16 protein-coding genes and 1 pseudogene are annotated in these 15577 nt (G+C 36.1%); 10 read left to right on the top strand and 7 right to left on the bottom strand.

All coding sequences use genetic code 11. The features are described 5' to 3' along the window. Positions 1 to 227 precede the first annotated feature (227 nt). Both MKY81_RS01725 and MKY81_RS01720 read right to left on the bottom strand, forming a co-directional pair. Entirely contained in the window at positions 228 to 695 is a 468-nt protein-coding gene (locus MKY81_RS01725; RefSeq protein WP_341116413.1) for a GNAT family N-acetyltransferase, read from the bottom strand. Positions 696 to 781: 86 nt separating this feature from the next. Further along, positions 782 to 1198: a hypothetical protein gene (locus tag MKY81_RS01720; RefSeq protein ID WP_107920191.1), complete on the bottom strand. Its 417-nt coding sequence runs from the start codon at positions 1196 to 1198 to the stop codon at positions 782 to 784. A 129-nt stretch (positions 1199 to 1327) separates the two neighbouring features. Here MKY81_RS01720 and MKY81_RS01715 point away from each other — a divergent pair, with 129 nt between their 5' ends. After that, positions 1328 to 1582: a hypothetical protein gene (locus MKY81_RS01715; protein ID WP_202752259.1), complete on the top strand. Its 255-nt coding sequence runs from the start codon at positions 1328 to 1330 to the stop codon at positions 1580 to 1582. Positions 1583 to 1641: 59 nt separating this feature from the next. Here the strand turns inward: MKY81_RS01715 and MKY81_RS01710 are convergent, their stop codons facing one another. After that, complete coding sequence (locus MKY81_RS01710; RefSeq protein WP_341116401.1) at positions 1642 to 2193, bottom strand: GNAT family N-acetyltransferase; 552 nt, start codon at positions 2191 to 2193, stop codon at positions 1642 to 1644. A gap of 90 nt (positions 2194 to 2283) precedes the next feature. Continuing rightward, a complete protein-coding gene (locus tag MKY81_RS01705) occupies positions 2284 to 2946 on the bottom strand; it encodes a TetR/AcrR family transcriptional regulator (protein ID WP_341116399.1) in 663 nt (220 codons plus the stop codon). Positions 2947 to 3165: 219 nt separating this feature from the next. Between MKY81_RS01705 and MKY81_RS01700 the strand changes: the two genes are divergently transcribed. The 3 genes from MKY81_RS01700 (at position 3166) to csaA (ending at position 4764) form a co-directional block, all read left to right on the top strand. Next, on the top strand, positions 3166 to 3813 hold the full coding sequence (locus tag MKY81_RS01700; RefSeq protein WP_066231743.1) for a nitroreductase family protein: 648 nt from the start codon (positions 3166 to 3168) through the stop codon (positions 3811 to 3813). Positions 3814 to 3845: 32 nt separating this feature from the next. Next, a complete protein-coding gene (locus tag MKY81_RS01695) occupies positions 3846 to 4142 on the top strand; it encodes a putative quinol monooxygenase (RefSeq protein ID WP_066231745.1) in 297 nt (98 codons plus the stop codon). 289 nt (positions 4143 to 4431) lie between these two features. Beyond that, positions 4432 to 4764 (top strand): chaperone CsaA, encoded by a 333-nt coding sequence (gene csaA / locus MKY81_RS01690; RefSeq protein ID WP_108070881.1) that lies wholly within the window; start codon positions 4432 to 4434, stop codon positions 4762 to 4764. Positions 4765 to 5356: 592 nt separating this feature from the next. On the opposite strand, the gene MKY81_RS21020 is transcribed toward csaA, so the two are convergent. The 3 genes and pseudogenes from MKY81_RS21020 to MKY81_RS01680 all read right to left on the bottom strand — a co-directional run bounded on the left by MKY81_RS21020 (position 5357) and on the right by MKY81_RS01680 (position 8321). After that, positions 5357 to 6145, bottom strand: a complete 789-nt coding sequence (locus MKY81_RS21020; RefSeq protein ID WP_411815352.1) for a methyl-accepting chemotaxis protein — start codon at positions 6143 to 6145, stop codon at positions 5357 to 5359. After that, a pseudogene (locus MKY81_RS21015) lies at positions 6128 to 6409 on the bottom strand (protoglobin domain-containing protein); the annotation flags it as partial. The pseudogene MKY81_RS21015 and the gene MKY81_RS21020, both read right to left, overlap by 18 nt. Before the next feature lie 634 nt (positions 6410 to 7043). Then, positions 7044 to 8321, bottom strand: a complete 1278-nt coding sequence (locus tag MKY81_RS01680; RefSeq protein WP_100346401.1) for an IS110 family transposase — start codon at positions 8319 to 8321, stop codon at positions 7044 to 7046. A gap of 390 nt (positions 8322 to 8711) precedes the next feature. On the opposite strand from MKY81_RS01680, the gene MKY81_RS01675 reads away from it, so the two are divergent. From MKY81_RS01675 to MKY81_RS01650, 6 genes are all read left to right on the top strand, one after another. Beyond that, positions 8712 to 9164: a MarR family winged helix-turn-helix transcriptional regulator gene (locus MKY81_RS01675; RefSeq protein ID WP_341116388.1), complete on the top strand. Its 453-nt coding sequence runs from the start codon at positions 8712 to 8714 to the stop codon at positions 9162 to 9164. Positions 9165 to 9188: 24 nt separating this feature from the next. Continuing rightward, positions 9189 to 9707: a GNAT family N-acetyltransferase gene (locus tag MKY81_RS01670; protein WP_066231759.1), complete on the top strand. Its 519-nt coding sequence runs from the start codon at positions 9189 to 9191 to the stop codon at positions 9705 to 9707. Positions 9708 to 9718: 11 nt separating this feature from the next. Next, on the top strand, positions 9719 to 10348 hold the full coding sequence (locus tag MKY81_RS01665; protein ID WP_341116387.1) for an FMN-binding negative transcriptional regulator: 630 nt from the start codon (positions 9719 to 9721) through the stop codon (positions 10346 to 10348). 50 nt (positions 10349 to 10398) lie between these two features. Beyond that, entirely contained in the window at positions 10399 to 10965 is a 567-nt protein-coding gene (locus MKY81_RS01660) for a DUF4256 domain-containing protein (protein WP_108070871.1), read from the top strand. 444 nt (positions 10966 to 11409) lie between these two features. After that, complete coding sequence (locus MKY81_RS01655) at positions 11410 to 12915, top strand: NADH dehydrogenase subunit 5 (RefSeq protein WP_341116385.1); 1506 nt, start codon at positions 11410 to 11412, stop codon at positions 12913 to 12915. A 14-nt stretch (positions 12916 to 12929) separates the two neighbouring features. Beyond that, complete coding sequence (locus MKY81_RS01650) at positions 12930 to 15554, top strand: DUF2309 domain-containing protein (RefSeq protein WP_341116384.1); 2625 nt, start codon at positions 12930 to 12932, stop codon at positions 15552 to 15554. The last annotated feature ends 23 nt before the right edge of the window (positions 15555 to 15577 follow it).

The following is a 15577-nucleotide window of genomic DNA, read 5'->3' as shown; positions in this document are numbered from 1 at the left end:
GAATAAGCAGGATGCTTTTTCCAAAAAACCCCCGACCAAAATCAAACGGATGTAAAATGGATAATATTATCTGATTTAAAGATATTGTCTTATTTACGAATATAAAAGAACAAATATTTACTTATGCTAAATGAAAAAATAATATTGAGTTAATTGAAGAACACACTTTAGAAAGATATGAAATGAATTAGCATCTTTTTTAAATAATGCATTTACTTTATTCTCAACTACAAATAAAAACTCATTATAATTAATTCACCTTTTTTACCCATTTTTCTAACTCCTTCATCTTTATAACCACATTTTTTATACAATGTTTGGGCCGAGATATTTTTCGCATTCACGGCTAATATTATTTCATTGATATGTGGAAATTGTGTACGAACAAATTGGGGTAATAGAAAAAGGGATTGTTTAGCATACCCGTTCCCCTGATGACGAAAATCAGTGGAGAACGTTCTCAACAGAATCGCCTTTCTATTTTCTGAATAAGGTTTTACGCCTTCATTTTTATGAAGTACAAAAAATGTTACAAGTTCATTATTTTCAATAGCCAAAATGGGATGTCGGTCTATATCTGAATTTGATAGTTCTACAGCTTTGGAAGGGGTTCCTGTAAACTGGAGCTGTTCTTTGGATAAAGAATAGTTCTCTAATTTTTCCTTAAATTGTTTTTCATATTCTATTAAAAACATAATTTCCTCCACAGTACGTTTTCAAATTTAATTAGATTATAGAACATTCGTTCTTGTATTACAAGAAAAATTAATAGCCTCCGTCTTTAAACCTTCTTCTTATAATGATTACTACTTAGAATTTCAGATACAAACGTAACGAATACAACAAATGATAAAACCAAAATAATCCAAATAAGCATTTCAGCTTTAAAGATAGCATAGAAAATGATAAATAATATTTCTAAAAAAATTACCGTATATTGAATAATTTTGAATGATATTGCATTACTTTTCAGTTTTATTTCTTGATTTCTTTCATCTAATTCTTCAATTTTATCTTGTATTGTCAATTGTTTTGAAATACTTCTACGAATACTAGAAACAGAAATCAAAAAAATAAGTATCGCTAAAATGGAAAATTTTAAATCATATCCTTTTATTAATAAAGAGATTAAAGCTATTAATACAAAAAAAATACCTATTATCCCTGTAAAAAATTTCTGTTTATTGTAGATTTTCAAAGCGTCTATCCTCCAAATCTTTACTAGGTAAGGCTTGATTTCTACTATTATACCAGTTTTTAGCATAACTTTTAGTAGCAATTCAATTGTAAGAAGATACAAGAACTTCAAAAACAACTCCTGGAACTAATGTATTTAAAATATTCGTCTATTTTGATGTCTTCCTCGATTTTAAGATTTCGCCTAATTAATGTTGCTTCGAGTAATAATGGTGCAGTAGAAAATATTCTAAAGGATCTTCTTAAACTAGATGAAGTTAGTCATCCATCTGATAAAAGTAAGTTTAAAGAATATGAAAAGTATGCTAAAGAGGCAATGAATTATCAATGTATCCATCTTCCTCAAAACTTCCTTTCTACTTTTCTCAATTCCTTTCACAAATAATAGAGGAAGATAAAAAGAATAGCTCAATACCGTGTTTAAACAAACCAACCTTAATAATGTTACTTTAGTATTTTTCGGTTTAAAATATCTTCTAACAAAGACCAGGCTTCATGACAGCTTGGTTCGGTGAGTAAAGGTTCAAACCTGTAGTTTAAGTACATATTGATTGCTTGGTAACTTGTCGTTTGCGATGTAAGATAGCATTTTGAATGATTATTGGCCAAAATATTCATAACAGCACTAAGTAATGGTTTTGAAAGTTTCTTCCCTTGATATTCTGGAACAATACCTACCCAATGAATTCTGCCGGATACTTCTCCATCGCCATGTAAGTCGCCATACCATGCTGTGGTGGTACCAATCACTTCGCCATTTTCATTTTCAATAAAAACACATCTTCTTGACATTTCATCCAAATGTGGTCCGAATTCTTTGTTAAAGTGTTCTAGTGCAGTTTGTTCGTTTTTAAATTCATCCACACTTGTTTCAACACGAGCCCAACTATGTTCGTCCCCTTTTTCAAATAACCTTATTCGAAATCCGGCTGGAAGCGAATATTGAGGGATATCTAACAAATCCTTCCTCACCATTTTAACTGGAATTCTTTTCATAAAAATCATCTCCCTATCGTGATTAATCTTCTTGTTTAAATATTTTTAACTGATTTTCCTTCAATTGGGATCTGAAATATAAGACTATTTTTAAATCGCTGCTAGTTTTTTCAGTACACAATCCACCATTGCATTGATATTCTCATTTTCTGTGCTTTGCAAGTATTCAGGCTTAAAGACCTGGGTTTTCTTTGCCACATAATAATCGATTAGAGACTGTTTCAATGACAATCCCTCTTCCGTTAAAAATGAAGTATTAACAAATCTCTCCAGAACAATTTCATCTTGAATAATTAGGATTGAGGCATTCAATTCATTAAAAACTTCTTCTTTCATACCATTTTGATAAAAGGTGTGAATAATAGAAGTTTGTTCTTTTCTTGATTGCATCTTTTTTTCATAAAGATGGGGGCAGCTTCTTTTTAAATCATTCAAATAAATATCTGACGTGTATGCAGCTGAAAAAACCGCTTGTTCAAACACTTTTTGAAAACGAAGCGAATATGACAATTCTTCGTTGGAAATGGTCTGACCAAATTCATTTATATAATTAATACAGAGATTAGTTAGCTCCATAATGATGTCTTCTTTTGAAGAAAAATAGTTATACAAGGAAGCTCGGCTCAAATTCATTAAATCGGCAATATCTTGAATGGTAAGAGAAAGGAATCCTTGAGTACGAATGACATGGATCAACTTTTTTACATAGGCTTTTCTCAACCTCTGTCTTTCATCAGGTGCAATTTTTCTCAAAAGTACCACTCCTTTTATCCTGAAATTATATCATATCCAGTAAGGTAAATTAATTTATGGGTATTCCAATTCTTTTCAGTTTACAACAAAAGAAAAGAGGAGTATGGTATACAAAGTAAACACTTTAGACATTTTAAATTATTTTTGTCTAAAATGTATAAGTATTTGTTTTTCAAACATTTAAGTAAAAATTTAAGATAATAAGGAGAGAATATAAGAATGGCTACTAAGACTACAGCACCAGTAACAAATGATTTTTATAAAATCGTAACAGAACGCCGTTCAATAAAAAGTTACGATAAAAATGTAAAAATTAGCCGCGAAGAGATGGAGGAAATCCTTACATTAGCAACACGTGCTCCTTCTTCGGTTAATATGCAGCCATGGCGCTTTCTTGTGATTGAAAGCCCTGAAGCAAAAGCAAAACTTGCTCCACTGGCCCGTTTTAATCAAACCCAGGTTGAAACATCATCAGCAGTTATTGCTGTTTTTGGTGATTTAAATAATTTTGAGAAATTCGAAGAAATCTACGGTGCAGCTGTAGATAAAGGATTGATGCCTTTAGAAGTAAAAGAACAAATTCATGCATCTTTTTCAGGTTATTATGAAACTGCTTCACGCGAAGAAATGAAAGATGTTGTTTTGGTTGATGGCGGTCTTGTCTCTATGCAATTAATGCTAGCTGCCCGTGCTTATGGCTATGATACAAATCCAATGGGAGGATATGAAAAAGATCAAATAGCCGAAGCTTTTGGATTAGATAAAGAACGTTATATTCCAGTGATGTTGATCTCCATTGGTAAAGCAGCAGATAACGGACATCCATCTGTACGCCTCCCAATTGACCAAGTCGCACAATGGAAGTAATGAAATATAAACAAGAAAGGACCTGAGGTTCAATGATTATCGTCCATGCTACATTCCAAATAAACCCAGCAAAAGAGAATCTATTTCTAGAGGAAATCCAGCCGCTTATTGCCGCTTCAAGAGAAGAGAACGGAAATATTTCTTATGGCCTTCAAAAAGATGTAGAAAATGAACATGTATTTTTGATGATAGAAATTTGGCAGGATATGCAAGCTGTTGCCAGCCATAACTCAAGCGATCACTTCACTAAGTTCGTAGCAAAAGCAAAAGACTTCTTGACTGCACCGTTAGACATTAAGGCATATGAAGGGCAGCAGCTAAAATTATAGACATGTACTCTAATATATAATGAAAAATAGAAAGAGAGTGTCCCAAAGAAAAGTTTTTAGGACTCTCTCTTTTTTGTTTATAAATAGAAATGATTGAGGAATTTCAACAATGATGGTTTGTTAGTTGTGAAGGAATATCTCCAAAAAATATAGAAATCTTAATAATGGATAAAAAGGATATTAAACTTGGTAAAGAAATTTTCTATGATAAGCTTAATATCCTTTTATAGTATTAATTATGGTAATATTATGGAAACATAGGTAAAACTTTAAAGGTGGTAAGAACAATATGGTAACAATCGAAGACTTTTTAAAACTAGATATGCGAGTTGGCACGGTCATAAGTGCAGCACCTTTTCCTGAAGCAAGAAAACCGGCGATAAAATTAGAGATTGACTTTGGGGAAGAGATTGGAATAAAACATTCTTCTGCTCAAATTACTCGAAGATATAGTCCTGAGCAACTTTGTGGACGTCAAGTCGTAGGTGTAGTAAATTTTCCGCCAATGCGTGTTGCTGGGTTTAAATCCGAGGTATTGGTAGTAGGCGGGATTCCTGAAGAAGGGGATGTCGTTCTGTTAAAACCTGATGAACCTGTTAGGAATGGAACACGTATCTCATAATTCTTTGTGCTAGGTGTTAATCTAAGAAGGATTAACACTTTTTTATTTGTTTAGGAAACTGCCAAGATCCGATTCCAAAGTCCATCTTGGTCTACAAAGCGAGCGAATGAAGCCCAAGATCCAAAACTGAGATCCATCTTGGTCGACAAAGCGAGTGAATGGAGCCCAAGAACCAAATCCAAAGTCCATCTTGGTAGACAAAGCGAGCGAATGAAGCCCAAGATCCAAAACTTAGATCCATCTTGGTAGACAAAGCGAGCGAATGAAGCCCAAGAACCAAATCCAAAATCCATCTTGGTCGTCCCAAAAATTGAAACCATTCTTGAATCGAGTGTGCTGTCAGCTTTTTATTTGGAAATAGTAAACAATATTCCTTTATTCTACGTAATACTGCCGTTGTAATATTTTCTTTGTATCCGCATTTAGGGCATAAGATAAAATATTTTTCATAATGGTCAATAAATTCTTTAATCCACTATCAACAGTTAGCGGAAGAACACAAAAGAAAAAACATTCCTTTGAATGCCTTTTCTAATCGATCTTTTCTTTCGTAGCAATATCCTGTACAAATCCACAACAATAGAAAAATTCATTAATATCCTTGCATCGTTCCATTTAGATCATCTGCTAAATTTGCTACTTTTGCACCGGCTTCACCAATTTCCTTTAATATATCTATAAATTTAATCATTTCTTGGTTATTCCGTTCATTTTGTTCCTTGCTAGCCATACTTGCTGTTTGAATTTCGTCAAAACTTTCCACAGTATCTTGGACATTTTGGTTAGCTAATACGGTTTTAGAATTGACATCATTTATTTGCTCCACCACGTCTTTGATTTGTTTTGTTGTGGAGACAACCAATTCTGTAATATTACTTGAAGAGTCCTTTGTTTGCTCAGCTAGCTTCCTTACCTCAGCTGCCACAACCGAAAATCCCTTTCCGTGTTCTCCTGCTCTTGCGGCTTCAATCGCAGCATTCAGCGCTAATAGATTTGTTTGTTCTGCGATGGAGGTGATTACGGCCACGATGTCTCCAATTTCCTTCGAGTTAGCTTCTAATGAGCGGATACTAGTTCGAATCTCGTTAACACTTTCCTTTAAGGACTCTGTTTGTTCAATGACTTGGTCTAACTGTTTTCTACCTGTTACGGAAGTTTCTGATGTGATGATTGAAGATTGGAGTCCCTCGTTTAGGTGTGTCTTTATACTTTCAGAACGAACAACGACATCCGCAACCGATGCCCCAACTTCTTCTGACATGGCAGCTAATTCTTCTGTAATGGTACCAATCGTTTCCTTAATGTTTTGTTTTGCTTCAATTTCTTTTTTGGCCGCATCCTCATTTTGTAGCTCTTGTAAAGCTGAAAGGCAAAGCTGCAGTTCTAAATTAAATATTTTACTAGTAACTTTAGTAGCAAGTGCAAAACTTTCTCTATCATCCTTAAACTCTTCTGTTAAGAGATCTGTTATATTGTTTGTAAATGCTTGGTTGGTACAAAGATACCACCGTACTTCAACACCAGTCATTAAATAATATTTACTTAGTTGATATCTTCTCTCTACATATGCATCATCAATAATCCCATCAAAAAAATCAACTACATATTGTTGACTTCCCGATAAATCAATGCCTATTGGAACCATATTTACTACACTTTGAATTCCTGCAAAAGGGTTGTGATACATTGGATTATAGATTCTTTCAATATTATCGCGTATAAGAGGTTGTAATGCCTTTGCAACTGCAAGGTCATCTAAAGTGAGATCAATGAGGGACAACTGCTGTGTTAAACTACTATATTTATGGACATCAATCCTTACATTCGACTTTAGTCTATTCGCTTCCTCTTTTAAATATCCTGGTCTTTCTTTTTTGGCGAACAATTTCATAAAAAACTCTCCCTCTATAAATGTTGATTTATCAACGGTTTGAGCCGTTGGTGGGGTGTCAAAAAAATATTTTTCGACACGCTTCCTAACAATATTTTTATATTATGAGAAACTATTCCATTATATGGGTACGCTACGCGGTCACTACTGGTTAATAGTGGTAAGTAGTGTCAGAGAATTATGTGATGCACAATGGATCTCTGCGTAACTTATGATGACGTACCCTCCCATGTCTCTGGGCATCTGTGTGCCTACATTCCTTCGTTCGGTCTAGTCATAAGGCAGAGGCTAGCGAAGCTCCTTTAGGGACTCTAGGTCGAATGGTGAATATAATGCCAGCTTCTCCGTGTCATCCTGTTGTCTAGGTCTGTAAAGGGGATGTAGAAATCTATATAGCCTCTGCGAGACTAGGAATATCCTTCATCATTCGCTGCGCATCAAATGCTTTGTGCTTCGTGCTGATTCCATGTAACACTTTTAATAGTTTTCCGCATAGAACCACGATAGACTGCTTCTTACGTAATGGATTAACCTGACGATTTGTATAATATTCGTGCAGTTTTCTAAAAGCCTCATTATGTCGAATCATCGGCATCATAACTCTAAATAGGAGGGCACGCAGCTTTCTTCTGCCACGTTTGGAGATGCGCTTTTGCCCTTTGTGCTGTCCGGAAGAACTCTCTCGTAATGTTAACCCCGCGAGTTTGATTAGTTGGCGTGGGTCTTCATAGTATGAAAAGCTTCCGATTTCAGCTAATAAATCAACTATCGTTGTATCTCCTAGTCCTGGTACCGTTGATAGCCACTCGTACTCTACAGAAGTTTTTACAAGCTCAACTAAGTGTTGAGTAATCCTCTCGATATCTTGTTCCAGCTGATGGTAACGGCGAACGAGCGTGGCGATTTCAATACGGGCCATCTCACGTCCTTCTGTTACTCCAATGGAATAAGCAGCGACTTCAATGAGGCGCACTGCTTTTGGTCGTTGGGGAGATTTGAGCCCCTCAATCTTTCGATAAAGGGATAAAACCTCATCAGCTTGTTTCTGTTGGAGATCACTCGGAAATGGGGTACATTCTAGTACGGCCATTGCCATCTTTCCAAATGACGGGAAGATCTGAGTGAACTCAGGAAAATAGCGATCTAACCAGCGAATAATCATGTTTTTGACAGCACTAAGTTCCTCTGTCAATTTCCCTCTAAACGTTGATCCAACACGAAGTTCAGCCTCCATGTCTTTCAAGATACGTGGATAACTGAAGCGTCCATCTTTAATAAGACGAGCGATTACTAGCGCATCTTTACGGTCATGTTTGGTTGGTAAATTGTCATCCAATTCCTTTGACTTTTTAACGTGCAAAGGGTTGGTCATGACTAGGGGAATACCCCGTTCCTCAAGGAAATAAGCTAAATTTAGCCAGTAATGGCCTGTTGGTTCAATCCCGACAATGACTTCCGTTTTTTCGTATTCTTTCATTGCAGTTAAAATACGTTGATAAAAACACTGGAAGCCATCACTAGACTGTAATACTGGGAAAGATTTTTGGAGCACCCGACCACGATCATCTACAAAGCAAGCAAAATGTTTTCGCTTGGCAATGTCAATTCCTACTACGAGTGTATTCTCGGTGACTTGATTTATTTTCTGATTTTGTTTAAAATCCACTTTGGAGTCCTCCTTGGTTAACTAAGTTAGGGGTCAATTCGCGCTATGATTTGACACCCCGTATCATACCAAGAGGGCTCTTTTTTGTTCAAGTCCCCGAAAATCCTTCTAACAGGAATGCTCCTTTATAAAAATACATGAACAAATGATTATTTATATTATCGGTAATTAAAATTATTTTTAAATAGTAATTAGAAATGATAAGGATAAAAATATGCTTTCTAAATTAAATTTCGGAGGGAAAATCAAGTTAAGAAAATTATCGTAAGAAAGAAATGTTCCCTTATACAATTACCTATTAAAAAAATGTTGTAAATGCAACAAAAATAAGTTAAATTTAATGTACAGTTTTATTGCATTTGCAACAAAATATGTAGTAAGGAGTTAATTATGAAGGATGTTCTTCGAGAAGTTGGAATGATAGCCAGGGCATTAGATTCAATAAGTAATATAGAATTTAAAGAATATGACCTTACGAAGGGTCAGTATTTGTACCTTGTACGAATATGTGAAAATCCGGGAATCATTCAAGAAAAATTAGCTGAGATGATAAAGGTAGATCGAACAACAGCAGCACGTGCTGTAAAGAAACTTGAAATGAATGGCTTTATTGAAAAAAAGGAAGATAACCAAAACAAAAAAATTAAAAAACTCTTCCCGACAGAAAAAGGGAAAGAAATTTATCCTTATATTAAAAGAGAAAATGATTATTCCAAAACTGTTGCTTTAGAGGGATTTTCCGAAAAAGAAGTAGATACTATTTTCAATCTTCTACAAAGAGTGAGAAAGAATATCGAAAAAGACTGGGAATTTGTAAAAAAGGGAAACAAGAGAAATTATTGAATATATAAAGGAGCGACCTATTAAATGAGTATAAATATAAAAAAGTGCAGCCTTGAAGATTCACGCAAACTTCAAGAAATTAGTTATGAAACATTTGATGATACATTTAAGCATCAGAATACACCTGAAAATATGAAAGCCTATTTGGAAAAGGCATTTAACTTAACACAGTTAGAAAAAGAATTAGCCAATATTTCCTCGCAATTCTTTTTTGTTTATTTTAATGATGAACTTGCTGGATATTTAAAGGTCAACACGAATGATGCTCAGTCGGAAGAAATGGGTGAAGATTCACTTGAAATCGAGAGGATTTACATAAAGAAGAGTTTTCAAAAACATGGACTAGGCAAAGTTCTTCTAAATAAAGCTTTGGAAATAGCGCTGGAAGGTAATAAGAAAAAAGTCTGGCTAGGCGTATGGGAAAAAAATGAAAATGCTATTGCCTTTTATAAGAAAATGGGATTTGTTCAAACTGGTGCCCACTCTTTTTATATGGGTGATGAAGAACAAACGGACTTTATAATGACTAAAACTCTCGTATAAGGGGGATGATTATGTACATTCCAAAATATTTTAAGATCACAGATGTTGATGAAATTTGGGATTTTGTGCAAAAAAACTCTTTTGGCACGATTGTCACAACAGAAAAAGGAAAACCAATTGCTACTCATTTGCCATTACAGTTAATTAAAGAAGGAGATACTTTCTATATAACAGGGCATTTAGCGTATGGAAACCCTCAGTGGAGAACATTTGAAACCTGTGAGGATGTTTTGGTTATATTTCAAGGACCACACGCCTATATCTCTTCATCCTGGTATGAAAAGGAAAATGTACCGACATGGAACTATCAAGCCGTACATATATATGGCCCGTCCCGTGTTTTGGATGAAGATGAGTTAAAGCAGGACCTGACAATGTTGCTGGAAAAATACGAAAAACACCGTGAAAATCCAGCTTTATGGGATAAACTTTCTCCTAAACTATTAGAAAATCAACTGAAAGGTATTGTTGGTTTTAAGATTAAAGTGAAAGAAATTCAGGCTGCATATAAATTAAGTCAGAATCGAAATGAAACGGATTATAATAATATTATTGATAAATTACAAAATGAAGTTAATCCGAATTCGAAACAAGTGGCGGAACTGATGGAAAAAAGTATTAAAAAATCACGTATGCAATAGTTAAAGATTCTTTAGGTGTTAAGAAAAAACAATAAAGGGGAAAAACGAATATGACAAAGACAAATAAGGAATTATCACTAGAAAAACGTGAAGAATTACTCAACGTATTGAAAGCCCGTTTTGAGAAAAACATGAACCGCCATAGCGGGATCGAATGGTCCAGCGTCCAAGAAAAGCTGGAAGCTAATCCTAAAAAACTATGGTCGCTTAATGAAATGGAAAGCACTGGCGGCGAACCGGATGTTGTTGGTAATGATAAAGAGACGGATGAATACATTTTTTATGACTGTTCAGCGGAAAGTCCTAAAGGCCGCAGAAGTGTTTGCTATGACCGTGAAGCACTTGAGTCAAGGAAAAAACATAAACCGGAAAATAACGCGATTGATATGGCTGCAGACATGGGCATTGAGCTTTTAACGGAAGAACAATACCGGGAGTTACAGACACTTGGAAATTTCGATTTGAAAACATCGAGCTGGGTGCAAACACCTGCTAATATTCGAAAACTCGGAGGAGCTATCTTCTCTGACCGCCGCTATGATACGGTCTTTGTGTACCACAATGGAGCGGATTCCTACTATGCTGCAAGAGGGTTCCGTGGCTCGCTGCGTGTCTAAAGAAGTCTTTTTTGTTGACATTTTTTAATATTTGAGATAGCATACAATATGCTAAATAATCGATAGATTTTTATTTCTCCTTTTTTAAATAATTATGCCTTTAGCATTCTGTTAATATACTATATTGATTGAATGAAAAAGGAACATACTATAAAAAAGGAAGAGTAACGTAAATCGATTTATTACATTATACCGATCTTTTGTTTAAAAGGAATATAAAATTAAATTATAAAATAAAATGACATATAAAAAGGTAGCTCTTTAAAAAACTTTGTTAAAAGTTAGTTGAAGTGAAGCCGACAATTTTCATGATTCAATGATTTAAGCATCATTGAATGATTGAGGTTGTCGGCTTTTTTTATTGAAAAATAACATTTATCCAAAATCCCCTTAATTTAAAGGATTTTTTGACCATAATGCTATTCGAAAAAGGGAGAATTTTAAATGCTGAGTTTGTCGTCATTATTAACATTATTTTTTATTATGTTAATCGCTTCTGGGTTAAGTGGACTGTTGTTCTTACATCCGCGAATCCCCTTGAGTTTTGTTCGTATTCATTTTTGTATCGTGGCTTTACCGCCTTTGGTTGCCTTATTGGCTCTTGTTACGCGTGTAAATGGAAATGTTGGTCCTTTTCACTTGGATACCTTAGCTTGGTTAATGGTTTTCTTTGTTCTTGCAATTGGTTTAATCGTTCAGCGTTTTTCTATACGTTATTTAATGGGTGATCGTTCTTATCGAAAATATTTTACACTTTTTACTTTCACTACAGCTGCTGCTGCAATTACATGGTTAAGTGCTGATCTCCGCTTAATGGTCCTATCTTGGGGAGCAACCCTCACCGGATTAATTTTACTTATAAGGTTAAACAGTGGATGGAAAGTAGCTAGTGAAGCGTCCAAAGTTTCTGCTCGCTTATTTACACTGGGTTGGTTTTCATTATTATGCGCAATAATTTGGCTTTTTCAAGCTACAGGTCAATGGCAGTTATCATTAGCTCTAACAAATGAAAATTTAGCTCAACTTGGCGAATGGGAGAGAACAGGGATTGATTTATTGATTGTATTAGCTGTAATCATTCCAGCTGCCCAATGGCCTTTCCAAAGATGGTTAATTGAGTCTGTTGTTGCGCCTACTCCAGTTTCTGCGATTATGCATGCAGGTTTAGTAAATGCAGGTGGGATAATGTTAACTCGGTTTTCACCTCTTTTTAATGGTGATATAGCTTCGATTGTTTTACTTATTCTTGCAAGTATTTCTGTATTGATTGGGTCCGGCATTAGTTTAGTTCAGGTTGACTATAAGCGTCAGTTAGTAGGTTCAACTATTGCACAAATGGGATTTATGCTCATTCAATGTGCATTAGGTGCGTACATAGCAGCCATTATTCATCTTATTTTACATGGTTTGTTCAAAGCTACGCTGTTTTTACAGGCTGGTTCGGCAGTACATCGTTTTGAAGTATCAACTCGTGTTAATGAAAGGTCCACCTATTTATGGATTATGGCAGGTCGAATTTTAAGCTTAGTTTTAGGGGTTGCTTTTTGGCTCATGGCTCCTGGAGAGGGGTACCAATTGATTAGTGCGTTCATCTTAGCATGGTCATTGTCCGTTTCTTGGAAACAACTCGTAGCTTTTGCAGAGGGAAGAATTGGCCGTATTGCAGGCTTATCATTTTTAGGAGGAGCTGCCATCGTTTATTTTATCATTCATAGCCTTTTCTATAAGTGGTTAAATACAACCGTTTTTCAGGGGGCTCAACCGCCAATGGCACTTGTCATCATTGTCTTATGTTTCTTACTAATTGGCAGTGCTATAAGTATGTTAATTGCCCGTAATCGTTCTTCTGTTTCCTTCGTAGTACTCTACCTTTGGTTAGTACGATTAGGTGAAGCAAAACCAAAGTCAGTAGAGAGTCATCCAAACTACCTTAAAAACTATTTACCATAAGGAGGTAATCAGTGATGAGCGGAACTTCCGTATTAACAAAAGAAAATGTAAAAAGGAAAAATACAAAGGTCGATTTTCAAGAAAGTGATATTAACGTCTTAATTGAATCTGCAAGCCAAGTGATTGCACCACTTTGGCCAATTTCTACATTTGCAGCACGTAATCCGTGGATGGGATTTGAAAAGAAGTCTTTTGACCAAGTTGCAGGTTGGTTAAAAGATACTCGTGATGTTGATATATACCCTAGTGCTTCGATGATCCATTCCGCAAAGAGGAAAGGTGAGATTGATGAAGCATTTGTAAAAATGGGTTTACAGCGTTGGCTTGATACACATTCCTTCAATATCCCACGTGACGTGGCAGAACGATTTTGTCTTGCTTCACTAAAATTAGATCCGTTACCTTCTAACCTATTAACATCGCTTAAACTGAAGAAGTTGGCAGATGAATTTAGTGGACTAAATATGGATCGCATCGGCAATTATTCTATGCAACCAATAAGTTCTCGATTAAAGAATCAAGATGGGGAAAGGGTAGTCGATATTCTCGATTATCATGTCATCAAGTGGTGTAAATTATATCTTGATGATTCTCAGGCAGGCTGGACAATGCCAAATCGTGAGCAAGGCTTCTATCGTGCTTGGCAAAGTCTTATTCAATATGATCCGGCACTTAGTAAAAAGCAACGTAAAAGTTTAAAAAGTTGGTCACAAGAGCCACATATGGCTTTAAAAGAAGTGTTATTCGCATTAAAAATCCCTGAATCGGAAATCCAAGCATATCTTGAAGGTCATTTACTTTCCTTACCTGGATGGGCAGGGATGATGCTTTGGCGTTCCCAACAATCGGGACAAGGTCATGCACTCCTAACTGAATATTTAGCAGTTCGACTTTCCTTGGAGTGGGCTCTTGTACAGCCGTCCTTACCTATTTCCGGTCAACGATCTGAGAAGGAAGTTTCGATAACTTCCCTTTTGGCAGCTTGGATTCATTGGGGGGACTTTACAATCGAGGAATGGTCACAATTGTCAGCGGCCGAACAAACCGAATACTTATCATTTGCCTATAGATTTGATGAGAAGCTTCGCAGGAAACTTTGGTTAGAGGCTTGGGAACAAACACACGCAAATCAATTAAGTCAGAAACTTATCGCCAAACAACCTAAGACTAAAGATAAACAATCTGTATTAGCTCAATTAGCATTCTGCATTGATGTACGATCAGAACCTTTTCGTCGTCAACTTGAAAAAGAAGGTCCGTTTGAAACGATTGGAATTGCTGGTTTCTTTGGCGTACCCATTGCAACTAGTGAACTGGGGAGTAATCACAGTCATCCTTCTTTGCCGGTTATGCAAAAGCCTCAAAACAGAATAAAAGAGATTGCTGATAAAAATGAGCTCAATTCCTATCAGCAGCGGAGACAGGCAGCGAATTCCTTAAGCTATACATTTAAAGCGATGAAACAGAATATACTTGCTAACCTTTTTTTACCTGAGATTAGTGGACCTTGGCTTAGTCTCCAAATGGTAGCACGTAGCTTTGTACCAAGAAAAGCAGATCGTTTTATTCATAACCTTCGTGAGACTTGGCTACGAAAACCGAATACAAAGCTCGCGCTTAATCATGTTCATAGCACAAAAGCGGAGATACCTGTTGGTTTTTCTGAAGAAGAAAAAGTAAATTATGCCCGCCAAGCTCTAAAAATGATGGGCCTAACAAAGAATTTCGCACCATTAGTCGTATTATGCGGACATGGTAGTCAAAGTACAAACAACCCTTATGCCTCTGCTCTGGACTGTGGTGCCTGTGGTGGCGCTGCAGGTGGATTCAATGCAAGGGTTTTAGCTTCTTTATGTAACCTTCCAGAGGTAAGACAAGAGTTATCTTCCTCAGGAATTGAAATCCCTCAGGACACCGTTTTCATCGCCGCTGAGCATAATACAACGGTAGATGAATTGCACTGGATTTATGTCCCTGAACTTTCCGATGCTGCACAAGAAGCATTTGATTGTATCGAAGCGATTATGCCTAAAGTGAGCCATAATGCAAATGCAGAGCGTCTAGCCCAATTACCGAATTTTCAATCGAAACATAAAAATCCGAAGGCTGAGGCACACCGATTTGCAGAGGATTGGAGTGAGATACGTCCGGAATGGGGGTTGGCACGTAATGCCGATTTTATAATCGGCCAACGTGAATTAACGCAGGATTGTGACTTGGAAGGAAGATCCTTCCTTCATAATTATGATTGGAGGCAGGATGAAAGTGGTGAACTCCTCGCCAATATTATTGCAGGACCTGGAACGGTGACCGAATGGATAAATCTACAATATTACGCTTCAACGGTAGCACCTCATTATTATGGTAGTGGAAATAAAGCAACACAAACCGTTACATCAGGTATAGGTGTTATGCAGGGGAATGCCAGTGACTTGTTAGCAGGACTACCTTGGCAATCCGTCATGCAGTCAGATCACGAAGCTTATCATTCTCCTCTTCGATTACTGATTGTCATCCAAGCACCGAATGAATATGTCAAAAGATTATTAAATAATGATTCAGCATTTAGAGAAAAAGTTCAAAATGAATGGGTTCGACTTGCTAGTGTTGATCCAGAAGGACGTTGGGAAAACTGGTAATCGTTTGATAATACTTGCCTCTT

The organism is Heyndrickxia sp. FSL W8-0423 (assembly GCF_038009395.1).
GTDB lineage: Bacteria > Bacillota > Bacilli > Bacillales > Bacillaceae_C > Heyndrickxia > Heyndrickxia sporothermodurans.
The sequence above is the reverse complement of the archived record's forward strand: the minus strand, read 5'-3'. Positions and strand labels throughout refer to the sequence as shown.